At 67.5% G+C, this 22,138-nt stretch carries 18 protein-coding genes; 6 read left to right on the top strand and 12 right to left on the bottom strand.

The window, feature by feature from the left end; translation table 11 throughout:
- Positions 1-12: 12 nt before the first annotated feature.
- Complete coding sequence (locus RCH21_RS12740; RefSeq protein WP_326964692.1) at positions 13-1,218, bottom strand: LolA family protein; 1,206 nt, start codon at positions 1,216-1,218, stop codon at positions 13-15.
- 208 nt (positions 1,219-1,426) lie between these two features.
- Positions 1,427-1,687: a GlsB/YeaQ/YmgE family stress response membrane protein gene (locus tag RCH21_RS12735; protein ID WP_326964691.1), complete on the bottom strand. Its 261-nt coding sequence runs from the start codon at positions 1,685-1,687 to the stop codon at positions 1,427-1,429.
- 179 nt (positions 1,688-1,866) lie between these two features.
- Between RCH21_RS12735 and RCH21_RS12730 the strand changes: the two genes are divergently transcribed.
- The gene (locus tag RCH21_RS12730) at positions 1,867-2,355 is read left to right on the top strand and encodes a PGPGW domain-containing protein (RefSeq protein ID WP_326964690.1); all 489 of its coding nucleotides are present in this window, start codon (positions 1,867-1,869) and stop codon (positions 2,353-2,355) included.
- A gap of 12 nt (positions 2,356-2,367) precedes the next feature.
- On the opposite strand, the gene RCH21_RS12725 is transcribed toward RCH21_RS12730, so the two are convergent.
- From RCH21_RS12725 to RCH21_RS12710, 4 genes are all read right to left on the bottom strand, one after another.
- Positions 2,368-3,594: a helix-turn-helix domain-containing protein gene (locus RCH21_RS12725; RefSeq protein WP_326964689.1), complete on the bottom strand. Its 1,227-nt coding sequence runs from the start codon at positions 3,592-3,594 to the stop codon at positions 2,368-2,370.
- Positions 3,595-3,730: 136 nt separating this feature from the next.
- Positions 3,731-4,954, bottom strand: coding sequence for an MFS transporter (locus RCH21_RS12720; protein WP_326964688.1), 1,224 nt, complete (start codon positions 4,952-4,954; stop codon positions 3,731-3,733).
- Positions 4,951-5,646 carry a TetR/AcrR family transcriptional regulator gene (locus RCH21_RS12715; protein ID WP_326964687.1) on the bottom strand — a complete coding sequence of 232 codons (696 nt, stop codon included), beginning with the start codon at positions 5,644-5,646 and terminating at the stop codon, positions 4,951-4,953. Before RCH21_RS12715 ends, RCH21_RS12720 begins: the two co-directional genes overlap by 4 nt.
- Positions 5,647-5,757: 111 nt before the next feature.
- Entirely contained in the window at positions 5,758-6,207 is a 450-nt protein-coding gene (locus tag RCH21_RS12710; protein WP_326964686.1) for a hypothetical protein, read from the bottom strand.
- A 275-nt stretch (positions 6,208-6,482) separates the two neighbouring features.
- Between RCH21_RS12710 and RCH21_RS12705 the strand changes: the two genes are divergently transcribed.
- Complete coding sequence (locus RCH21_RS12705; protein ID WP_120149605.1) at positions 6,483-7,865, top strand: MFS transporter; 1,383 nt, start codon at positions 6,483-6,485, stop codon at positions 7,863-7,865.
- A 124-nt stretch (positions 7,866-7,989) separates the two neighbouring features.
- Here RCH21_RS12705 and RCH21_RS12700 read toward each other — a convergent pair whose 3' ends face one another.
- Positions 7,990-8,895: a LysR family transcriptional regulator gene (locus RCH21_RS12700; RefSeq protein WP_326964685.1), complete on the bottom strand. Its 906-nt coding sequence runs from the start codon at positions 8,893-8,895 to the stop codon at positions 7,990-7,992.
- An 85-nt stretch (positions 8,896-8,980) separates the two neighbouring features.
- Between RCH21_RS12700 and mmsB the strand changes: the two genes are divergently transcribed.
- Both mmsB and RCH21_RS12690 read left to right on the top strand, forming a co-directional pair.
- Complete coding sequence (gene mmsB, locus RCH21_RS12695) at positions 8,981-9,907, top strand: 3-hydroxyisobutyrate dehydrogenase (protein WP_326964684.1); 927 nt, start codon at positions 8,981-8,983, stop codon at positions 9,905-9,907.
- A 32-nt stretch (positions 9,908-9,939) separates the two neighbouring features.
- Positions 9,940-11,424 carry a CoA-acylating methylmalonate-semialdehyde dehydrogenase gene (locus tag RCH21_RS12690; protein WP_326964683.1) on the top strand — a complete coding sequence of 495 codons (1,485 nt, stop codon included), beginning with the start codon at positions 9,940-9,942 and terminating at the stop codon, positions 11,422-11,424.
- Between the two features lie 58 nt (positions 11,425-11,482).
- Here RCH21_RS12690 and RCH21_RS12685 read toward each other — a convergent pair whose 3' ends face one another.
- From RCH21_RS12685 to RCH21_RS12675, 3 genes are read right to left on the bottom strand one after another with little or no spacing between them, the layout of a single operon-like run.
- On the bottom strand, positions 11,483-12,328 hold the full coding sequence (locus RCH21_RS12685; RefSeq protein ID WP_326964682.1) for an NAD(P)-dependent oxidoreductase: 846 nt from the start codon (positions 12,326-12,328) through the stop codon (positions 11,483-11,485).
- A 55-nt stretch (positions 12,329-12,383) separates the two neighbouring features.
- The gene (locus RCH21_RS12680; RefSeq protein ID WP_326964681.1) at positions 12,384-13,211 is read right to left on the bottom strand and encodes an SDR family oxidoreductase; all 828 of its coding nucleotides are present in this window, start codon (positions 13,209-13,211) and stop codon (positions 12,384-12,386) included.
- 28 nt (positions 13,212-13,239) lie between these two features.
- On the bottom strand, positions 13,240-13,905 hold the full coding sequence (locus RCH21_RS12675; protein WP_326964680.1) for an SDR family NAD(P)-dependent oxidoreductase: 666 nt from the start codon (positions 13,903-13,905) through the stop codon (positions 13,240-13,242).
- Between the two features lie 412 nt (positions 13,906-14,317).
- On the opposite strand from RCH21_RS12675, the gene RCH21_RS12670 reads away from it, so the two are divergent.
- Positions 14,318-15,979, top strand: coding sequence for a glycoside hydrolase family 13 protein (locus RCH21_RS12670; protein ID WP_326964852.1), 1,662 nt, complete (start codon positions 14,318-14,320; stop codon positions 15,977-15,979).
- Between the two features lie 623 nt (positions 15,980-16,602).
- Positions 16,603-17,250 (top strand): J-domain-containing protein, encoded by a 648-nt coding sequence (locus RCH21_RS12665; RefSeq protein WP_326964679.1) that lies wholly within the window; start codon positions 16,603-16,605, stop codon positions 17,248-17,250.
- 52 nt (positions 17,251-17,302) lie between these two features.
- Here RCH21_RS12665 and opgC read toward each other — a convergent pair whose 3' ends face one another.
- On the bottom strand, positions 17,303-19,909 hold the full coding sequence (opgC, locus tag RCH21_RS12660; RefSeq protein WP_326964678.1) for an OpgC domain-containing protein: 2,607 nt from the start codon (positions 19,907-19,909) through the stop codon (positions 17,303-17,305).
- Positions 19,906-21,954: a glycosyltransferase gene (locus RCH21_RS12655; RefSeq protein WP_326964677.1), complete on the bottom strand. Its 2,049-nt coding sequence runs from the start codon at positions 21,952-21,954 to the stop codon at positions 19,906-19,908. Before RCH21_RS12655 ends, opgC begins: the two co-directional genes overlap by 4 nt.
- Positions 21,955-22,138: the final 184 nt, after the last annotated feature.

Genomic DNA, 22,138 nt, shown 5'->3' with positions numbered 1-22,138 from the left:
GTAATCCTGCGGTCACTGCTGTGAAGCTGCGACGAGCTGGTCCACGCCGACGGCGCCTGCGAGGATGCGTCCATCATCGGTCACCAGCACCGAGACGAGCGAGGTCTGCAGCGCGCGTCCACCGTCGACCTCGGTGAGTGCCTGCTCCAGGAGGGCCCCTGCGCCGGCCACATCCTCAGGATCCATGCCCGGCTTGATCTCCATGATCTCGCCCATGCCGGCTGCCTCACCGCTGCCGAGGTTCAGTCCGAGCCCGGCTGCGCTTCCGGCGGGCAGTTCCACGATGGTGCTCCAACCCTCGCCGATGATGTCGGGCTTCTCCGGAGCCTCTGCCGGCATCGCCTCCGGTGTGGCCTCGAGCTTCGCCCTCGCCTCATCGGCCGTGGGTGCTTCCGTGACGGTGGCGCCGACGGGCGGGGTGAACTGGAAGATCGCCGCGTCAGGGGTGGTGAAGTCCACTGCGCTGAAGCCTGCCGTGAAGGCGGCCTCCTCCTGGCCCTTGGCCTCAACGCTGACGCTGAGGGGGACGCCCGTTTCCGAATCCACGCTCACGGCGATGGATCCGATGAGGGTGGCGGAGTCTTCCGGGGTGAGCAGGAGTTGGTAGGCGCTGCGGCCGGCAACGCGGCTGGTGCCGTCCACCGTGACCTCGGTGCTGGGATCGATCGTCGCGAGGAAGGTCTGCGCGAGTTCGGCCGGGGTGCGGGGGACGTTCTGCAGTTCGGGGTACTCGGCGGCCTTCTGCTGGAGCTTCGCCTCGAGCTGCGCCCTGGTGGCGTCCTTGTCCGGCAGGACGGCGTGAGTGGCCTCGTTGGACCGGGAGTCGTAGTACCAGGCGTCGTTCTCGTTGATGACGACGTCGCGCTCCGCCAGCTGATCGAGGACCTGGACACGCGCCCTGTCCGTCCCGTCGACGTAGATCTGGGCGGTGTGCTCGCCTGTCAGGAGTTCGAGTGCTGCGGACGTCGGATCCGAGCTCGAGGTGCCTCCCGGCGGAGTGGCAACGCCAGCCATGTCCGGAAGTCCGAGGTTGGACGACTGCTCCACGGTGCCGGAATAGGCGTCGTCGGCACCGGTGGCTACGAACTCGAGCAGCTCCTGCGCGGTCTTCGCGGGGAGTTGCGGTTGAGCTTCGGCGACGGCGGAACCGCTCACGGCAGCAGCGACGATGACGACTGGGACGATGCCGGCGGGTAGCCAGCGCCAGTTCTTGTTCATGGTTGAACCTTCCGAACGTATCTGTGCCCCATCTGATGCCGACGCTACACCTGCAGACCGACTTTTTCCCGGGGTACGTGCACTGGATGAACGTGCGGGACAGCTGAGGCGTGCCGCGGTATGGCTGCTTTGGAACGACACGTCGGCTGATTGCGCCCGACACGCGGAAAGGGGCGGCCGAAGCCGCCCCTTCCTGCCTGCTGGTGGCTCAGCGGGTGACGCGACGGCGGCCGGCGACGGACTCGGCGACGCCGATCAGCAGCACCGCCGCGATGACCGACACGATGAACCCGAGCACATTCAGTTCGAAGATCTGGCCGGTGCCGAGGAGGCTCGCGATGGTGCCGCCGATGATCGAGCCGACGAGGCCCAATAACAGCGTGGCGACCAGGCCGAGGTTCTGCTTGCCCGGTTTGATGAGCCGCGCCAGTGCGCCGATGATGAGGCCGGCGAGGATGAATCCGATCATGGTCAATGTCCTTCTCTAAGCCCGCGGTTGCGGGAAGTCCCTTGGTAATGCTGGTGCCGGCGCCGCGTCGGCCTTGCGGATCGCCCTGCGGCAAGGGCACGGCTCACGCATGGCCGGGTTGCCACCAACGTCGATCAGTCCAACGATAGAGGAATGCGAAGCTTACTGAGGAATTTCTGATGGCGCGGTCCCCTCGACAGCGCCGCCCCCATGGTTCAGTATTCGCCGGGCGGACCAGGCCCCGTGGGGCCCGCCGTGTCATTGGCCTGGTCGTCGGATGGCTCTTGGTGCTGATCGGCCTCGCCGCCCTCGTGCTTCCAGGTCCCGGGCTGCTGGCCCTCGTGGCCGGACTCGCCGTGCTCGCGCAGCAATACGAGTGGGCGAGGCGCTGGCTGCAGCCCGTGAAGCAGAAGGCTTTCGCTGCGGCCGCGCACGGGGTGAGGACCAGGAGTGCCATTGCCCTCAGCTTCACAGGTGCCCTTGTCCTGGTGCTGCTCGGCCTGCTGTGGGGGGTGAATCCTCCGGTGCCGGGCTGGTGGCCGCTCGATGGGCGATGGTGGCTTCCCGGCGGGTGGAGCGTCGGTACGAGCCTGATCCTGTCCGGACTCCTGGCCGCGGCCTTCATCGTCTACAGCATCCGGCGCTTCCGGCCGCAGGTGGACGCGTGATTTTCCAGGAGATCAGGCCCCGAGCGCCCGTACCTGGTCGAGCAACTCGTGGGCCTTCTCGTCCGCTCCGGCTTCCGTGTAGAGCCGTGCTGCTTCGGACAGGTGGTGCGCTGCCTGCTTGCGGGACTTCAGCGCAACATAGTAGTGACCCAGGCAGGACTCCAGCTCGATTCCGGACTCGAAGTCCAGGTTCTCGCGTTGGCCATTCACTTCCCCGAGCAATTCCGCCGCCGCCGGGAGATCAGCGGTCAGGAGCGCAAAGCGGGCCTTCGCAAGAAGAAGCTCGAGTTGTTGACCTTTCGTTCCGACCAATTCGAGTCCCACCTCGGCATTCCGAATAGACTCACGAACGCTCTCATCGACAAGGCCGGCCTCGAGTTTCAGATTCGCACTCGACTTATGGAAATTGGTCCACATCTCCAGATCGGCCTGGGGGAGCAGAAGTTTCGCCGCGAGAGCGTGCTGTTCGTAGCCCACTGCCACCTCACCCCTGCGGAAGGCCACATTGCCGATGGCCCAAGCCCCGTGAGCGATGATGCGGGACGGCACTGCGGGAACGTTCTCCGTGACGTCGAGGCTCATGGCGATGTCCCACGCTTCATCGAGATCACCTTTCACCGCCAAAGCCGCAATGAGGATGAATGCTGCCTGCAGACGGGCGGGCGAACTGCCAGGTAGCTCCGCCGCTAGTTCCACTGCGCGGTGTGCGAGATCGACTGCCTCCAGCAGTCGGCCTGTGCCCCGGGCGATCAAAGAGAGCCGCATCTGTACCACAGAGCGCAATTCTGGCGTCTGGGCCAACAGGGAGGAGGACTGGACGCGCAGGAGCACCGTCTCGGCCTCCTCCAGCCGGCGAAGATTGATCAGGGACTGCGCCTGCAGCATGGACATGTCCCACCAGGCGGGCCCGTTCCGCTGCTCGAAGGCGATGCTGGCGGCGTACTCGGCCTCGGAGGCCGCGAGCGTATCGTCCCGCAGGTCCCGTGCGTGATGGGCGGCGAACATCGCGGAGGTGAGAGCGGGCTGATCGTCGACAGACGGAGGTTCGACCCACCAGTTCAGGGTCTGCACATCCATGCCGAGCCGGGACGCGAAATGCTGCACCATATCGGTCGTCGGTTGGCGTTGTCCCCGCTCGAGGAGCGAGATGTAGCGGGCCGAATACACTCCCGCCCCGAGCTCTGCTTGTGTCAGTTCCTTGGCGCTGCGTGCCTGGCGCAGGATATCTCCGAAACGCATGTAGTTCTGTCCCCCTGAGAAGTCCCCGTGATCCACCTCGCATGAAGCTTCAACCAGTGACAACTCCTGTGTAACAGATGCTTCGGACATTGTGGAAAACGCTTAACAGGACACAGTGGGGCCGGCCCGATGTGTATCAGTGGTGCGGTCTAACCCGTTTCGGCAGCACAGGAGAAGCGAGCAGCGTGAGGATGCCGGCAATAGGCACGACGACCAGGCCGACCCGGAGCGATGACGCATCCGCGACAGCACCGACGATCGGAGGTGAGAACAGGAATCCGAGTCGCATCAGCCAGCTGATGACCGTCAATCCCGTGCCTGATTTGAGGCCGGGAAGCTCGTCCGCCGAGTGCATCACCGCCGGGACGAGGGTGGCGACGCCGAGGCCGGCCAGTCCGAAGCCGACGATGGTGAGCGGGATCGACGGGGACAGAAGGGCGGTGCCCATGCCGACAGCGGTCAGGATGCCACCTGCCTGTGCCACCGAGCGCTGACCGAACCTGTCCACCAGTCGGTCGCCGAAGAGGCGTCCCACGAACTGGAGGCCGACGAGCGCAACGAAGCCGAGGCCGGCGATGGTGGGCGTGGCATCGAGGGAGGTACTGAGGTAGACCGCCGCCCACGTGCTTCCGGCGTCCTCGACGAGCGCTCCGGCGATGCCGATGACGATCAGCGCGGCAAGGATGCCGAAGGTCATCATCGACCTCCGCCGGGCGGCACCGCCGGGCGCCGCTACCGGTGGTGCTTCTGCCGGCTCCGATGGCTCTGCCCCGGGCAGGAGGAAGCGGTAGCACACGAGGGTGAGCGCGGTGAAGAGCAGGAAGGACACCGTCAGGTGGAGTCCCCGGGGAACGGCGAGGCCTGCCGCTGCCGCCCCCATCAGGCCGCCGAGCACGGCTCCGATGCTCCATACGGCATGGAAGGAGTTGAGGATGGACCGCCGGTAGAGCTTCTGCACGCGCAGCCCGTGCGAGTTCTGCGCGACGTCGGTGATCGCGTCCATGGTGCCGGCCAGGAACAGGGTGGCGGTGAGGACCGCCCACGACGGAGCGACGCCGGCGAGGAGGATCGACAGGCCGATGAGGAGGGTGCCGGCGGTCGCGACGCGGGAGGACCGGTAGCGCCGGACCAGCGCACCCGACGCGAGTCCTGCCGTGATGGCGCCGAGGGGGAACGCCGCTACGGAGATGCCGAACGCAGCGTTGCTGAGGTCCAGTCCATCCTTGATCGCCGGGTAGTGCGGAAGGATGTTCGCGAAGAGCGCGCCGTTGGAAAGGAACAGGGCGCTGACAGCGAAGCGTGCCCGGCCGAGCTGCTGCGGCGTGTGCTCGGCCCGCTGTACGGAAGCGGGGGCGCTCACGGTCGGATGATCCTCTCGACGGCAGTGCGGATCGTGCCGATCTTCATGGGGTTGAGAGAGAGGGCCCGATGCAGCGTGGTTCCCTCGATCAGCGCATCGAGCATGAGTGCGGTCTCCGGATCGAAGTGATTGTGCAGGGCGTCGCGGCTACGCGCCATCCAGGCATCGGTGATGGTCCGGAACTCGGGACGCCTCGCAGCCAGTGCGTACAGCTCGAGGCTGGCAAGCATGGTGTCCGGCGCGTTGAGCGCCGTCCCCGTGATGAGGCCGACGACTGCCTCACCCGCCTCGTCGCGCGTGGCGGCGCCGGAGAGCGCCGCGTCGAAGGTGTCCGCGGTCCGGCCGGCGAGCGCGGTGAAGGCCGCATGAAGGAGGTCGTCCATGCCGTCGAAGTGGTACGTCATGGAACCGAGGGGCACATCCGCGGCGGCGGCGACCCGGCGATGCGTGGTCCCGGCGACGCCGTGTTCGGCGATGACGCCGAGCGCGGTATCGATGAGCCGTTCACGGCGGCGCGGATCGTGCCGCCGTGAACGGGCGCCGTCGGGACCGGACCGGCCGCCTGCTGTGGGAGCGGAATCCCCGGTGGCGTCATCCGAACCAGCCGGCAGGACAGGAGTCCTGGTCCGCCCGTCGTCGCCTACCTGAAGACCGTGCGTCATCCACTTCCCGTCGTCATCGCCTGAGGTCATGCGTACAACCGTACCCATGATGGGTACGGATGTACACACGAAGGCAGGCTCGACAGCGGTTCAAGGAACCGGCGATGCAGATATGCGGGCAGCGTGCGGAACGACGCCGATTCAGGCCTCCGGCGGCAGTGCCTCGTGGTGTGCCTCGCCCTTGGTGCGTCGGTCCTCTTTCATCTCCGCCTCGAACAGGTGGCGCTTGCCCTCGACGAGGGAATCCCTGGCCTCCTTCTCGAAGGACTTGAACTCCGAGTAGTAGTGGTCGTCGTAGTCCTCCATGATCTGGAACGTCCAGCGACCCTCGATCACGTTGCGCCCGATGATCTCGGTGACGAGCCTGTCCGCGATCTCGGTGTGGCCGGCTTTCCGAAACAGCTCCTCGGCTTCGGAGAGGTTGAGGTCCGCCTTGCCGGTGAGGCGGTGGAAGCCGTAGAGGTAGCCGCGGGCGTGCTCTACGACCTCAAGGGCTTCGGAGAGTTTCCCGAGGGCCTCGACCGTGATGTCGGAGACGCCGTCGGGACGCTGGTGGTTCGAATCGGGACCGGGAGTATCAGGAGTAGCCATACTTCGTACCGTACCCACAGAGTCCGATCCTCACACACCTCTTTCGAGCCCTCGCCCGGTCGTTGCGGCCGAGCGCATCGGCCGGCGCCAGGACCAGAAGGCCGTCGCGGCTGTGCGGAAATGCAGAAGCAGTCTGCACTATTCGACGTTGATCGGCCTGCTGTCCGACGCAATACTCATAACGCCCCGGTGTGCCTCCAGTCACAGTGCGCGCCGGCCAGCGGAGGCCGTTCCCGGCCGGCCGTGTCAACGAAGACACTGAAGGAGTAGTCCGCATGAGTTCAGCGCAGCACACACCGCCCCAGCGGGAGGAGCCCGACGTCGATGCGTCGGGCCTGAAGAAAGTCGTCGTCGCGTCGATGGCCGGCACCGTGGTCGAGTGGTACGAGTTCTTCCTCTACGCGGCCGCCGCCACCCTGGTGTTCGCTTCGGTGTTCTTCCCCACTGCGGACTCGGAGCTCGACGCGATCATCGCCGGCTTCCTGACCTACGCCGTCGGCTTCGTCGCGCGGCCCATCGGAGGAATCGTCTTCGGGCACTTCGGCGACAAGTACGGGCGCAAGCAGCTGCTGCAGGTCAGCATCATCCTCGTGGGGGTCTCGACCTTCCTCATGGGCTGCCTGCCCACGTTCGACCAGGTGGGCTACTGGGCTCCCGGACTCCTCGTGGTGCTGCGCTTCATCCAGGGCTTCGCCGTCGGCGGTGAGTGGGGCGGCGCCGTCCTCCTGGTAGCCGAGCACAGCCCCAGCAAGAGCCGTGGTTTCTGGTCCAGCTGGCCTCAGTCCGCCGTTCCCATGGGCAACCTGCTCGCGACGGGCGTGCTGTTCGGCCTCTCCGCCGTGCTCGACGAGGCGTCCTTCCTCGGCTGGGGCTGGCGCGTGGCGTTCTGGCTCTCGGCCGTGATCGTGATCGTCGGCTACTACATCCGCACGAAGGTCAACGACGCCCCGATCTTCCTCGAAGCCCGCAAGGAGGTCGTCGAGGAGTCCAAGGGCTACGGCGTCATCGAGGTCTTCAAGCGCTACCCGCGTGGCGTCTTCACCGCGATGGGCCTGCGCTTCGCCGAGAACATCCTGTACTACCTCGTGGTCACGTTCAGCATCACGTACCTGAGCACGGTGGTGGGCGAGGATCGTACGCGGATCCTGCTGCTCCTCCTCGTGGCGCACTTCCTGCACTTCTGCGCGGTGCCGATCGTCGGGCGCTACTCGGACAAGCTGGGACGCAAGCCGGTGTACCTCGCCGGTGCCGTGCTCGGCGCAACCTGGGGCTTCTTCGCCTTCCCCATGATGGATACGGGCAACGATCTCATCATCCTCGCGGCGGTCACCATCGGCCTGTTCTTCCACGCCCTGATGTACGCCGGCCAGCCCGCGATCATGGCCGAGATGTTCCCCACCCGCATGCGGTATTCGGGTGTCTCCCTCGGTTACCAGGTCACCTCGATCGTCGCAGGATCGCTGGCCCCGATCATCGCGACCACGCTCCTGCGGGACTACGGGTCCTCGACCCCCGTCGCGATCTACCTGCTGCTGGCCTGCTGCGTCACGGTGGTCGCAGTGCTGCTGCTCAAGGAGACCCGAGGCATCAGCCTGCTCGACGTCGACGAGGCGGATGCCCGCGGCACCGCGGACCTGCTGGCCGCCTCCAAGAAGTAGCGACGCCCGGTCGGACACGGTGATAAAACAGGAACGACGACGGCGGCGGACACACGCCGTCGTCGTTCCTGTCCGTGCGGAGCGTAGGGATGCGCCTGCGCCGAGGCGGTGCAGATCGGGCTGGTCAGGCGGTCAATTCGCCGTCGCGCTCGCTGATCTCCCGCTGGATCGCGGCCACCACGGCCTGGACGGCTGCCGATCGGAGCGACTCCGGCCGTGCGACGGCCCAGATGGGCAGCTGCCGGTGGAAACCGTCGTGGAGGACGGGCAGCAGCCCCGAGCCGTTCGGCACCATGAAGTTCGGGAGCAGACCGATGCCCGCCCCCGCGTGGACGGCCTCCAGCTGCGCGAAAATGCTGGTGGACTGGAAGGACGTGACCGGCATGGGCAGCTGCGAGGAGCGGTGGCCGAGTTCCCAGACCTGCAGCGCGGACTCGACATAGGAGACGAAGCTGTGGTGCCGGATGTCCTCCAGCCGCTCCGGGAGTCCGCGACGGTCCGCGTAGGCCGTGCCGGCGTAAAGGCGCAGGAAGTAGTTGGTGAGGAAGAGGGGCTCCGCGGTCACCGTCTCGGTGCGCCCCACCACCACCTCGAGGTCGACGCCCGAGCGGTTCTGGCTGGCTTTCCGCGTGGCGCTGAGCAGCTCGACGTCGAGCCTCGGGTTGTCCCGCTGCACGCGGACGAGGGCCGGCGTGATGAAGCGGGCACCGAAGCCGTCCGGTGCCCTGATCCTCAGCATGCCGGTCAGCGTGTCCGTGTTCGAGAGGCGTGCGTCGAGCTCGCCGAGGCTCAGCTCGATCGCCTCCGCCGCCGAGACGGCGTCGGCCCCCAGCGCGGTCAGCTCCCACCCCTGAGGGGTGCGTTCGAGGGTCCGGCCGCCGAGCTGCCTGTCCAGGGCGAGGATGCGGCGGGAGATGGTCGTGTGCGTGGAACCGAGGGCCTCCGCGACGGCGTTGAAGCGGCCCAGGCGGGCCACGGTCAGCAGGATGAGGAGGTCATCGGGACTCGGCAGGCGTCGGAAGTCGACCACACATCTCCATCCGCGTCCGCCTGTGCACAAATGTTCACACAGTCTGTGATTTTTCCCCTTGATCGCACTGTAGCAGTGGGAGAGGGTGGCAGAAGGTACCCACGAGCAAAGGAGCTTGGACATGGCAACGATCGGCTGGATAGGACTTGGAAACATGGGCGGTCCCATGACCGCCAACCTGGTCAAGGCGGGCCACACGGTGCGGGGCTTCGACCTCAGCGCTGATGCGGTCGCCGCAGCGGAGGCAGAGGGTGTCACGGCGGTGCCGGGCATCGCTGAGGCCGTCAGGGGCGCCGATGTGGTCTTCACGATGCTCCCCAAAGGAGACCACGCGCGGGCGGTGTACCTCGGCGACGACGGCGTCCTCGCCCACGTGGAGACCTCCACGCTCCTCGTCGACTCCTCCACCATCGACATCGAGTCCGCGGCGGCACTGCATGAAGCAGCAGCGGACAAGGGCTTCCGATTCGTCGATGCTCCGGTCTCGGGCGGCATCAGCGGAGCGAAGGCCGGCACGCTGACCTTCATGATCGGGGGCGAGGAGGGCGCCGTGAAGGACGCCACCGCGTTCATCGAACCCATGGCGAGGAACATCATCCCCACCGGCGGTGCGACCACCGGACAGGCCGCGAAGATCTGCAACAACCTGATGCTCTTCATCAATCTCGCGTCCACCGCGGAGGGCGCGGTGCTCGCGGACCGGCTGGGGCTCGACAAGCAGGTGTTCTGGGACATCGCTTCGGTGTCCTCCGGCGACAGCTGGGCCCTGCGCACCTGGTATCCCGTGCCGGGGGTGGTCGACACCGCCGCATCGAACAACGACTTCACGCCGACCTTCACCACGGAACTCGCCAACAAGGACATCGGGCTCGCCATCGCGGCCGCCCGCAGCACCGATACCCCACTGGAGATCGGCGAGCACGTCCAGCAGCTGTTCCAACGCCTCATCGATCAGGGTGAGGGCGGCAAGGACTGCTCCATGATCATCAAGCTCGTCGACGGCACCCTCTAGTCTCCGCTTCCCCACATCCCCGAAGGACTCCCATGCAGCAGATCCCGCACTACATCAACGGAACACGCGTGTCCGACGCCGAGCGCTTCGGACCGGTGTTCAATCCCGCCACGGGCGAGCAGGAGAAGGAGGTGGCCCTGGCGTCGCCGTCGCGCGTGGACGAGGCCGTCTCGGCAGCCGAGGCAGCCCTGCCCGGCTGGCGCTCAGCGAGCCTCGCCAAGCGGGCCGCCGTCTTCTACAAGGTCCGGCAACTGCTCACCGAGCGGAAGTCGGAGCTCGCGGCCATCCTGACGAGCGAGCACGGCAAGGTGCTCTCGGACGCCGAGGGAGAGATCTCCCGCGGACTCGAAAACATAGAGTTCGCCACCGGCCTCGGCCACATGCTGAAGGGCGAGCGGTCCGAGCAGGTGTCCACCGGCGTCGACGTCCACTCCATCCGCCAGCCCGTCGGCGTCGTCGCCTGCATCACGCCGTTCAATTTCCCGGCCATGGTGCCGCTGTGGATGATCGGCAGCGCCATCGCCTGCGGCAACACCGTGCTGCTGAAGCCCAGCGAGAAGGACCCCTCCTCCTCGGTGTTCATCGCCGAACTCTTCTCGGAGGCAGGCCTGCCCGACGGCGTCCTGAACGTGGTGCACGGCGACCGCGAGGCCGTGGAGACCATCCTCGACCACCCCGGTGTGAAGGCCGTCAGCTTCGTCGGGTCCACGCCCATCGCGAAGACCATCTACTCCCGTGCGGCAGCCAATGGCAAGCGCGTCCAGGCCCTGGGCGGCGCGAAGAACCACATGGTGGTCCTGCCGGACGCCGATCTCGACATGGCAGCCGACGCCGCCATCTCGGCCGCATACGGCTCGGCCGGCGAGCGCTGCATGGCGATCAGCGTCATCGTCGCCGTGGGGGAGATCGCGGACGACCTCGTGGAAGCCGTCCGGTCCCGGATGACGGGCCTGACCATCGGACCAGGCACGGACCCGAGCTCCGAGATGGGTCCGCTCATCACGGCCGAGCACCGGGACCGTGTGGCGTCCTACGTCACCAACGCGCCCGCCGAGGGCGCCACCGTCGTCGTCGACGGTACGCAGCAGCAGTTCGATTCCAACGGCTTTTTCCTCGGTGTTTCCCTCGTGGACCATGTGAAGCCGGGCATGAAGGTGTACGACGACGAGATCTTCGGGCCCGTCCTGTCCGTGGTCCGCGTCGGGTCGTACGCGGACGCGGTGCGGCTCGTGAACGAGAACCAGTACGGCAACGGCGTCGCCATCTTCACGCGCGACGGCGGGGCTGCGCGCCAGTTCGAGGTCGAGGCCGAGGCAGGGATGGTGGGCGTCAACGTGCCGATTCCCGTGCCCGTGGGCACCTACTCGTTCGGCGGCTGGAAGGATTCGCTGTTCGGCGACACCCACATGTACGGGCCGGAGAGCATCCGCTTCTACACGCGCGGCAAGGTCGTCACGACGCGCTGGCCGGACCCGTCGACGTCGAAGATCGACCTCGGCTTCCCCCAGGTCGACTGACCCCTGACCGGCGGCGGACTCCCTACCAGGACCGGGAGTCCGCCGGCCGGTGAAGGCACTAGCCCAGCTCGGGCTTCGCGATCACGGCGATGTCGTCGTCGCCGGCTCCCGCGCGCTGCGCTTCGGTCAGTGACTGCAGGACGGCGGTCACGGCCGGCAGGGGATCGGGCGTGGAGCGCAGCATCAGGCGTGCATCCTTCGCGAGGAGGTCGGCGGAGAACTGTGTGTCCCCGAAGGTCCCTGCGGTGATCACGGGTCCCTTCATGCCGGCGATGACGCCGAGACCGGTGCCCTTCAGCAGATCCAGCACGGTAGCGGCATCGAGTCCGTTCGCCTTGCCGAGGCGCAGGGCCTCGACGAGTCCCTGCAGGGTGACGCCGAGGGCGAGGTTCGCGAGCAGCTTCCCGGTGGCGGCGTCCGACGGCGTCGCGACGCGGCGCAGGCGCTCGGCGTCGCCCCAGAGCATCGCGAGGGGCTCGACGACGTCGACGTCCTCCTTCGCGCCGCCGAGCAGAACGCCCAGCTGACCGGCCCGCGCCGGGGCGAGGCTTCCGATGACGGGGCCGTGCACATAGCGGATGCCGGCCGCCGAGGCGTAGTTGGCGAACTCGCGGGCGTCCTCGGGCGAGACCGTGGTGACGTCGAACCAGACGGCCTCCGCCGGGATCTCCAGGCCGGAGAGCACCACCTCCCGGACGGTGTCCGGCCCGAAGAGCACGGTCATCACGACGTCCGCCTTCCGAACCGCGTCTTCGGGGGAGGTCGCCTGCGTGGCTCCCGCGTCACGCAGGCCTTCCGCAGCGGCGGCCGTACGGTTCCAAACGGTCACCTCATGGCCGGCCTGCAGCAGGTGCACACCGAGTTCGTGTCCCATACGTCCGACGCCGAGCAGTGCGATCTTCATGAAGTCCTCCGGGTGCTGGTTGATGTCCCCACGACAGTATTGCGTCGGGCGTGGTTCAGTCCTTGCCGCCGTGGGCCTCGACGGCCACCGGCTGCCATTTCTCCCACGACGCCAGCCGCGACTCGTAGTCCGCCTTCGCGATGCCGAGCGGTGCCTCGCCGAAGAACGCGCGCAGCGGCGGATCGTCGCTGTCGACGATCGTGAGAATGGGTCCGCGTGTCGACTTGGGGTCGCCGGGCGTCCCGGCACGGCTCGGTCGGTTCGCGGCCTGCTCCCGGACGCCGTCGTAGGCGGGGATCGCGGTGGCATGCTTCGCAGAGCTGCCGCCCCAGTCGGTCGAGAACCCGCCCGGCTCGATCAGCGTCACCTTGACGCCGAACCCGGCAACCTCCTGGGACAACGCCTGGCTCAGCCCTTCGAGGGCCCACTTCGACGCGTGGTAGGCGCCGACGGTCGGAAAGGCCGAGATACCGCCGATCGAGGACACCTGGATGATGTGGCCACTGCCCTGAGCGCGGAGGTACGGAAGTGCCGCCTGGGTGACCCAGACGGCGCCGAAGAGGTTCGTCTCGAGCTGATCGCGCACCTCGGCCTCCGACAGTTCCTCGACCATGCCGAATTGCCCGTAGCCCGCGTTGTTGATGACGACGTCGAGCCTGCCGAAGCGCTCCTGCGCCTGCCGGACGGCGGCGAAGACGGCGGCGCGGTCAGTCACGTCGAGCGCCAGCGGCAGGACCCGATCGCCGTACGTATCGACCAGGGCCGTGAGGCTGTCGGTGCTGCGCGCGGTGGCAGCGACGGAATCTCCCCGTTCGAGGGCGGCTTCCGCCCACTCACGGCCGAAGCCGCGGGATGTCCCGGTGATGAACCAGATCTTGCTCATGGTGTTCTCCTTCGCCGGCGGGAGGGAATCAGTCGGCGCTGATCTGGTGGCGGAAAGTGCTCCGCTGCGCGTGGAGATCCCAGATCACCCCGGCCAGGACAGCGGGGTCCTTCTCGGGGTCGCCCTCGATGATCCGGCCGCCGATGATGAGCTGCGACACGTGGATCCCCTCCTCGCCGAGCACCTCGTGCAGCAGCTGGGCGTAGGCGGCCTGGCCGGCGAAGGCGACCGACGTACCCGTGACGGCACGGCCCGGCTTCACGGCCGAACCACCGTTGATGAACAGGATGGTGCCGCGGTTCTCGCCGAGGAACCGCATGCCCGGAAGAACCTGGTGGACGGCTGCCACCGGGCCGTAGATGGAGAACTCCACCGGACCCTTGAGGTCGGCCGGAGTCGTCTCCAGGACGGGCCGCATGAAGTCCTTCTGCGGAAGGGGGCTGTACTGCAGCACCTCGATGGGCCCGAGAGTCTCGGTGGCTGCCTCGAGTGCCGCGGCGATGGACTCCGGATCACGGACGTCGGCGGCGAATCCGCGGGCCTGGATGCCTTCCTTGCCGAGGTCCTCAGCGAGGGCGTCCAGCTTTCCCTGGCTGCGGGAGATGAGGGCGACGGAGAACCCTTCTGCCCCGAAACGCCGTGCCACCGCGGCCCCGAGGCCGCGTCCTGCTCCGATGATCGCAATAGTTGTCATGCTTGGTGCAATTGATCAGGCCTCTGAATAATTCCGGGCGAGCGGCCACGGCTGCTGCTTCGGTGCAGCAGCGCAGGGCCGGGCTGTGCACTGAATCCGAGCAAGCGCACAGGCCGGGCCCTGCGGCGAATCGGTGCGATCGCATGCGCCGGGCTCTGCGGCGCCAGGGCAAGCAGGGCGCCCGCCGCAAGGCCCCGCAGGCCTTCGTCGCTCGATTGACACGCCTCTGATCCCTCCCGTAAGAAGAATGCTGTGCGTGGAACGGCGCCCCCTCTCCGGCCCTGTTCCGCCGATACATTCATCCCCCCACGCAGTAAGAGGGACCAAACCCGTGACTTCAACCGTCAACCCCGGCGTCGAATCAGCCGTTGACGCCACTGCGCAGCTCGCTCCCGAGGCACTCGCGGAGCGCATGCAGGATCCGGACTGGTGGCGCCAGGCCGCCGTGTACCAGATCTACCCGCGGAGCTTCGCCGATTCCAACGGCGACGGCATCGGCGACCTGAAGGGCATCACGTCCCGCATCCCGTACTTGAAGGCACTCGGAGTGGACGCCGTGTGGCTCAGCCCCTTCTACCCCTCCGCGCTCGCGGACGGCGGGTACGACGTCGACGACTACCGCGACGTCGATCCCAAGCTGGGCACGCTCGAGGACTTCGACGAGATGATCTCCGCCCTGCACGAGGCGGGTATCAAGCTCGTCGCGGACATCGTTCCCAACCACACCTCCAACCGGCACGCCTGGTTCCGGGAGGCGCTGGCGTCTCCGAGGGATTCCGCCGCCCGCAACCGGTACATCTTCCGCGACGGCAGGGGACCGAACGGGGACGAGGCTCCCTCGGACTGGGAGTCCGTCTTCGGCGGCCCGGCGTGGGAGCGCACCGAGGATGGCCAGTGGTACATGCACATCTTCGCCCGGGAGCAGCCGGACCTGAACTGGGACAACCGGGAGGTCCGCGACGACTTCCTGACGACCCTCCGCTTCTGGTCCGACCGCGGCGTGGACGGGTTCCGCGTCGATGTGGCTCATGCCCTCACCAAGGATATGACCGAGCCGCTTCCGTCCAAGGCCGAGCTCGGCCCAGAGGGCGGGAACAACAATGGGTTGCACCCCTTCTGGGACCGCGACGAGGTCCACGAGGTGTTCGCCGAGTGGCGGGAGGTCTTCAACGAGTACACCCCACCGCGTACAGCCGTCGCCGAGGCCTGGGTGCACGCCGACCGCCGCGCCCGCTATGCCAGCCCGGAGGGACTCGGCCAGGCCTTCAACTTCGACCTGCTGAAGGCCGACTGGGATGCCCGCCAGTTCCGCGACATCATCACGAAGAACCTCGTCGAGGCGACGTCCTCCGGCGCGTCGTCGACCTGGGTCTTCTCCAACCACGACGTCGTCCGCCATGCCACGCGCTACGGCCTGCCGCCGGCAGGCCCCGATAGCAACGACGGCAAGGCCGGCCAGGGTGGTCAGGGCGGTCAGGACGGCGCCGCGTGGCTGATGAGCGGCGGCACGGAGCCGGAACTGGACCGGGAGCTCGGTGAGCGACGGGCGCGCGCAGTCTCGCAGCTCATGCTCGCCCTGCCCGGCTCCGCCTACCTCTACCAGGGGGAGGAGCTCGGCCTGCACGAGGTCGCCGACATCGCCGACGAGGATCGCCAGGACCCCACGTTCTTCCGTAACCGGGGCGTGGACGTGGGCCGCGACGGGTGCCGGGTGCCACTCCCATGGACGGCCGACGGGGAGTCCTTCGGCTTCGGCTTCGCAGGGGCGCACCTGCCGCAGCCTTCCTGGTTCGGCGAGTACGCCGTCGAGGTGCAGGAGGGCGACGCCGCTTCCACCCTCAGCTTCTACCGCCGCGCGCTCGAGTTGCGGCGCGAGCTGCAGGGGGAGGAGGAGTTCGAGTGGATCGACGAGCCCTCCGCCGACGTCCTGCATTTCACGCGTCCGAGCGGCTGGCACAGCATCACCAACTTCGGCTCGGCCCCGGTGGACCTGCCCTCAGGGACGGTGCTGCTGAGCAGCTCACCCCTGGAGGACGGCAGGCTGCCCGCCGGCACGACGGCCTGGCTGGTCTAGCTCCTCGCTTTCCCGGCCGGCGGCGGGTCACCCTTCGAGGGCGGCCCGCCGCCGTCGTCCGGGGTGGTTCCGCAGCGTGCTCGAACGGCCGTCGTTCACGTCTTCTGCGCGGGAACCGTGTGTCGCGCCAGGACACGCCGTCGGCCGGCCGATCTGTCCGCTGAAGCCGTGAACGAGCGTCGCGCCCGCACGCCAGCGCACCCGCAACCGGACGAGCGTCGCGCCAGGACACGCCGTCGTCCGGGGTGGTTCCGCAGCGTGCTCGAACGGCCGTGGTTCACGTCTTCTGCACGGGAAGCGAGTGTCGTGCCACGACACGCCGTCGTCCGGGGTAGTTCCGCAGCGTGCTCGAACGGCCGTCGTTCACGTCTTCTGCGCGGGAAACGTGTGTCGCACCAGGACACGCCGTCGTCCGGCCGATCTGTCCGCTGAAGCCGTGAACGAGCGTCGCGCCCGCACCCGAACCCGCCGCACCCGCACCCACACGCAGCGGCACAGCCCGCACGCGGCACAGCCCGCACTCCGCACCCGAACCCACACGCAGCGGCACCGCACCGCCAGCTCGTCCGGCCCAGGGAAATGGGTTGCACGCCCTGTCGCGGCCTCGGAATACTGGAGTCGAAGTGGAAACGACGCGGGAGGGCAGCAGCATCAGCGGGTCCAGGGAGCACGAGGAGCGGTTGCGGAAGGCAAGCCAGTATCGTGCGGCGCGTGACGGCGGCGATCCATCGGACGTGATGGCCGAACTGGCACGCCAGAACGACGACGGCGACGCACCGAACGGCGAGCTCGCGCCGCTGCGCGAGGGCGAGGACGAGGTCAAGCGGGCGCGGCTGATCGTCGACCGTGCCATGGCGCGCGGCGAATTCGACAACCTCGCGCTGGCCGGCAAGCCGATCCCGGGGCTGGGGGAGGCCCACGACCCCGACTGGTGGGTCAAGGGCCTGATCCAGCGCGAGAACATCACGGGTCTGGGACCGCGGGCCATCCTGCTGCGGACGGAGGACGCCGAGCTGGACGACCGCCTCGACCGCCAGTACACCGAGAAACAGGTGCGGGAGGTCCTCGAGGACTTCAACTACCGCGTCATCGATGCGCGACGACAGCTCCTCGGCGGCCCACCCGTCATCACGAAGCTCCGCGACGTCGACGCCGAAGTGCAGCGCTGGCGCGAGCGCCGGGAGGCGTCCCGCCGGGCAGCCGAGGCCGCCGCTCCGCCCGAGCCTGTGAAAGCGACCTTCTGGCGCCGGGTCTGGCGCGGCTCCAGCTGAGTGCGGGTCGCGGGTATGACGCTTCGTTCCGGCCTCTCCTGCGGGCCGGTTCCTAGTTGGGAATGACGGAGAAGAGGAACTTCTTTCTCACCATGACCCAGATGACCAGGGTCACCACGGCGTGGATGACGAAGCCCTGCCAGAAGCTCGATCGGTCCAGGCCCGGCAGGTTGCCGACCATGAGCACGAAGTAGACGTGGACGATGAACACGTACAGGCTCGCGCGCCCCAGCGGAACGTACAACCAGCCCGTCAACCTGCTGATCGGTCGCCAGAACGAGGTCAGGATCACGTGTGCGGCAAGGATGAAGAAGGCCAGGTTGACGAGCCTGCCGGGTTGGAGGGACACCCGTACGTACGCGGACTCGTACAGCGTCTCGTAGAAGCCGGGGGGAACGAACGGAAGCCCGACCCCCAGCGCATGGTTGAGCCACAGCGTCCCGAGCACGAGTGCATAGCTGCCGGTGAGGGCAGCGACCAGGATCTTCCCCTTCCGCGTGCTCAGCGCGTCGATGATGGCCCGGCGGTGGAAGCCGAGGACTACGCCGTGGACGAAGATCACCTGCCAGGTCAGCAGCGGGAAGACATCCTGGAACTGGGAGTTCAGCACCCGCAGGGAGAAGATCGCATCGAGCAGGTAGAGAGCCCAGCTGATGGCCAGGAGAAGCCACCACAGCTTCTTCCGGAGCATCAGGACCAGCAGGGGAACAGTGAGGGTCAGCACCACGTAGAGGCCCATGATGTTGAACGCCCACGGGCCCATACTCAGCAGCAGCAGGTCCCGCACGGCGTAGCCGGGCGGTGGATAGTCGAACAGTCGCTGCACGTTCGGGTAGAGGTCGTACACGCGGCCTGCGGCTTCCGTGCCCGCTCCACCGGTCCCGCGGTCCGTGAAGGTGGTCAGCACGGAGGCATCGATGAAGGGCACCAGGGAGAGCAGGTAGACGGTGATCACCACCGCGAGGGCCGTCAGGTAGAGCTTCAGTGCCCGGCGCGAGGTGGCCTTCGCGGCAGCCAGGGCTCCCCGCCGTTCCACGGCGATGGGGTGGACCATTCCCAGCACTACTCCGGACAGCAGGACGAACAGTTCCGCGCCCGTGATGGTGCCGATGAGGTTGCGTGAGATGAAGGACCACGGCCCGGCCACCTCGATATGGGTGACCACGACCGAGGTGATGATCCAGCCGCGGAGGAGGTCGATCCGGGCGTCCCGGGGCTCCCGCTCATGGGGGTAGCGCCACTGCGGTACGACACGCTTGGCGACTCCTGCCAGCAGGACCAGGGCGAAGAGTCCGACGACGCACAGGACCAGCCACCCCATGACCGCGCTGACCGTTCCACCAGGCTGCCATACCTGGTTCGTCGACTCGTTCGCGTCCTCCTGCTCGACGACGTCGGTGACAGGACCACGGATGATGCCGGGCGTCCGGTCGAGGGTGCCGCGCAGGACGGCCGCCGTCGCACTGTCCGCTGACAGGCCCCAGTCCACGACGTGCCCGTCCGCCTCGGGCTCCGGCCGGGATGCCTCGAGCCAGGCCACCATGCCCAGCTCCGGGTACTGCGCTGCGAGTGCGGGGTCGAACAGTTGATCGAGCCACGCCCGCTTGATGTCGGATTCGGGCGCACTGTCAGCGTCCTCGGGGTCGAACAGCGCCGCGGTCTGGACCAGGAACCGCTTGCCCTTCTCCGCGGCGTAGGTTCTGGCGAAATCGATACGCGGGGCTCCGGGGGCCATTCCGTAGGTGCCCGCGAGCTGGTCGGCGAACTTGTCCGGTTCAGGCAGCACGGACGTCGTGATCGCGCCGGAGTACTCGCGCGTGCCGTCCTCGGCCGTCGTCGTTCCCTGCTCGGAGTTGCCGAACTCGTAGCTGCCGAAGTGGTACATGGACAGGCCTACCCAGTCCACGGCGTCATCACCCGGATAGTAGGGCTGGTAGGGGTCATCGCCCGCGTCGATCAGGCTGTTGCCGTTCGTGTCGAGGGTAGTGACGGCTCCTGCCGTGCGCCCTTCCAGTGCTCCGTAGGCCTCGGTGAAGGGATAGCCGGCCGCGTACGACGGCGACCACACCATCTCCGCGGTCGGAACCTCGGCGTGGACAGCGACAGCAACGGTGCGGAAGGCATCGATGTAGTCCTCGGGCTGCTGGCCCCAACGGAACCACGTGCCGTTCATCTCCGGCGCGAAGCGGACGAAGAACGCGGTGCGGAACTCCTCGCTGATGCGGTGCAGGGTGCCGGCGAGGCGTCGGGCGTCGTCCTCGGTGAGCTGATCGAGGGACACCGTGGGCTCGAGGGTGATGACGGCGAGCGAACCCAGCGATGATCCCTGGCGGGCGAGGTCTTCGAGGGACCGCTCGGCCTCGTCGTCGAGCGGGTAGGCGACAGGCCTGCTGAAGAACGACGGCGTGATGCCCGTGCGGTCGGCGTAGGCGCGGGCATTGTCGGTCGACCAGTCGAGTTCGGGACCGAAGGAGAGGCCCTCCGCGAACACCCCCGGATCCTCGACCGGCTGCTGGTCGGTGGTCGTGGTGGTAGCAGGCACGCTACCCGGAGCCGCCTGCGCAGGCAGGGCGCCGGTCAGGATGCCGGCGACGAGGGTCACCATCAGCAGCAGGGTGGCCGTCCACCGCTGCCTCGGCCCCGCAGTGATCGCCGTCATCCCTTCGCTTCCTGCCTCGCCTTCGCCGCCGCTATGTCCGACTGGTAGTGCTCATAGCCGCGGTACCTGACGGCCTCGATGATGACGCTGAAGATCACCAGGTCGAAGACGACCCAGACGATGTTGACCGATGTGCCGAGGATGTCGGCCTGGCCGACCGCCATGCGGATGACGCCGACCACCGCCGCCGCGACCAGCAGGCCCATAGCCCACAGCTGGGGCTTCACGAGGTCCCACCGGAGCGTCGTGTCCTGCTGCAGGGTCTTGGGCGTCACGGCGAAGTCAAGGCTGCGGCCCATGTACACGTTGCCGAACGCCGACGTGATCGAACGGATCCAGACCGGGAAGAGTGCGAGCGAGTACTGCTGGCCGCGCCAGGTCTTCACACCCTTCCCGACGACGGCGAACAGCAGCTGGTTGACCAGCAGGAACGGGATGAGGCGGACGAAGAACTCGGTGCTGATCGAGTTGACCGGAAGGATCCCGAGGGTCAGGTAGATGATCGGTGCCGCGATGTAGATGAGGGCGGCGAAGCCGGAGAGATAGCTCCACATCGTTGCCCCGTACATCAGTTTCTGGGCGAAAGTCAGGCCCTTCTGGGCGAACGGGTTCTCGCGGAACATCACCTGGATGGTGCCCTGGGCCCAGCGCAGGCGCTGGGTCAGCATGGAGTTCAAGTCCTCGGGGGCGAGGCCGTCCGCGAGCTTCTCGTGGTGGTAGGCCGATTCCCAGCCCAGGGAGTGGAGGCGCATGCAGGTGGCCATGTCCTCGGTGACCGAGATGGTGGCCATCGGCATGACGGCCTGCGCCTCGCCGCCGCGGTCGGCATTCACCGACTCGAGGAGCAGCCGGACGGCGTCGATCGCGGCGAGGGGGGACCAGGAGCGCTGCGCCAGCTGGTCCAGCGCGGTGTCGTCGACGACGGCGAGGCCGGGGGTGCCCAGCGAGGCGTTCTGCAGTCCCTCGTCGAGACCCTCGATGCCGAGGTCCGCAAGGGACGCGAGGTCCTCGTGGAAGGCGGCGATATCCGCGGCGACGAGGTTGCGCGTGACCGCCACGACCCGCTGCTGGAACTCGTAGGTCACCTCGGAGATGCCGTGGCCCTTCTGGAGGCGGCGCCGTACGCGCCGAAGATCCTTCGCCACGAGGTCGAGGGCTTCCTCCACGCGCTCGTTGTCCGGCTCCAGGTTCTTCTTGGCCTTCGCAAGGACCTTCCCCGACGTCTTCAGTGCCTTGTGCAGGGCGAGCTCGATCTCGGTGACGTAGCGGGTGACGCCGAGCTGCATGAGCGCCTCACGACGGATGATCGCATTCGATCCGCAGAAGAAGGCGGCGTTCCACCCGTCCTTACCCTGCTGGATGGGTCCGTAGAAGAGGGGTGCCTGACTGCCCAGGGGGTCCGAGTCCGGCACGTTGATGAAGACCTGGGGCGTTTGCACCAGGGCCATCTTCTCGTTCGTGAAGTACCCCAGCGTCCGGTCGAGGATGAGCGGATCCGGGATCTGGTCGGCATCGAGGATGACCAGGAACTCACCGTCCGTGGACATGAGCGCATTGTTCAGGTTTCCGGCCTTGGCGTGGCGCGGCATGTCCTTCCAGTCAGCCGACCGCGTGATCCAGCCGATGCCCTCCGCCTCTGCCGCTTCGCGCACCTCGGCCCGGTTGCCGTCGTCGAGGATCCAGGTGTTGTGCGGGTACCGGATGGCCTTCGCGGCCCGGGCCGTCGTCAGCACCAGGTCGAGGGGCTCGTTGTAGGTGGTGATGAAGACGTCGACCGTGAGGCCCTCGGGCGCCTCCGGGGGCTCCCTCCGCTTCAGTCTCCAGACCGTGAAGCCGAACAGGAGCGAATCGATCAGCGAGTACGTCTCCGCCAGCACCAGGGGGATGGCGATCCACCACGCATCCCAGTTGATGGAGAACAGCCAGCGCCACGCGATGTAGTTGATGCCGAGGAGTGCCGTCACCAGCACGATGGCACGGATGAGGAAGGTCCTGCCGCCGGAATCCGAGCGTGGTGCCTCGGCGGAAGGATGGCTCGCTGACATGGTCCAGGTCTCTCCACTCGCTGCCACGGCGCACGGCGGCACCGCCTCGGTGACTTATGTGCGCCGGGCTGACCGCACTGAGACACTCACCGGGTCCCTGAGGGACCTTCGCAGCATTGGATCCAAAATACCCGAGAGTGGGACGACGACCGTACACGCGGGGGGTCGGCTGGAGACGGTGTGT

The organism is Arthrobacter sp. PL16 (assembly GCF_035985055.1).
In the GTDB taxonomy this organism is placed as follows: Bacteria; Actinomycetota; Actinomycetes; order Actinomycetales; family Micrococcaceae; genus Arthrobacter_D; species Arthrobacter_D cheniae.
Note: the sequence above shows the minus strand (reverse complement) of the source record. Positions and strands in the feature narration are given on the sequence as shown.

Coding starts and splice junctions, on each gene's coding strand:
- RCH21_RS12715 (WP_326964687.1), bottom strand. CDS start 5,646: ATGACCTCAGGCGATGACGACGGGAAGTGGATGACGCACGGTCTTCAG.
- RCH21_RS12685 (WP_326964682.1), bottom strand. CDS start 12,328: ATGAAGATCGCACTGCTCGGCGTCGGACGTATGGGACACGAACTCGGT.
- RCH21_RS12705 (WP_120149605.1), top strand. CDS start 6,483: ATGAGTTCAGCGCAGCACACACCGCCCCAGCGGGAGGAGCCCGACGTC.
- opgC (WP_326964678.1), bottom strand. CDS start 19,909: ATGACGGCGATCACTGCGGGGCCGAGGCAGCGGTGGACGGCCACCCTG.
- RCH21_RS12680 (WP_326964681.1), bottom strand. CDS start 13,211: ATGAGCAAGATCTGGTTCATCACCGGGACATCCCGCGGCTTCGGCCGT.
- RCH21_RS12710 (WP_326964686.1), bottom strand. CDS start 6,207: ATGGCTACTCCTGATACTCCCGGTCCCGATTCGAACCACCAGCGTCCC.
- RCH21_RS12655 (WP_326964677.1), bottom strand. CDS start 21,954: ATGTCAGCGAGCCATCCTTCCGCCGAGGCACCACGCTCGGATTCCGGC.
- RCH21_RS12670 (WP_326964852.1), top strand. CDS start 14,318: ATGCAGGATCCGGACTGGTGGCGCCAGGCCGCCGTGTACCAGATCTAC.
- RCH21_RS12675 (WP_326964680.1), bottom strand. CDS start 13,905: ATGACAACTATTGCGATCATCGGAGCAGGACGCGGCCTCGGGGCCGCG.
- RCH21_RS12690 (WP_326964683.1), top strand. CDS start 9,940: ATGCAGCAGATCCCGCACTACATCAACGGAACACGCGTGTCCGACGCC.
- RCH21_RS12730 (WP_326964690.1), top strand. CDS start 1,867: ATGGCGCGGTCCCCTCGACAGCGCCGCCCCCATGGTTCAGTATTCGCC.
- RCH21_RS12740 (WP_326964692.1), bottom strand. CDS start 1,218: ATGAACAAGAACTGGCGCTGGCTACCCGCCGGCATCGTCCCAGTCGTC.
- RCH21_RS12735 (WP_326964691.1), bottom strand. CDS start 1,687: ATGATCGGATTCATCCTCGCCGGCCTCATCATCGGCGCACTGGCGCGG.
- RCH21_RS12725 (WP_326964689.1), bottom strand. CDS start 3,594: ATGCGTTTCGGAGATATCCTGCGCCAGGCACGCAGCGCCAAGGAACTG.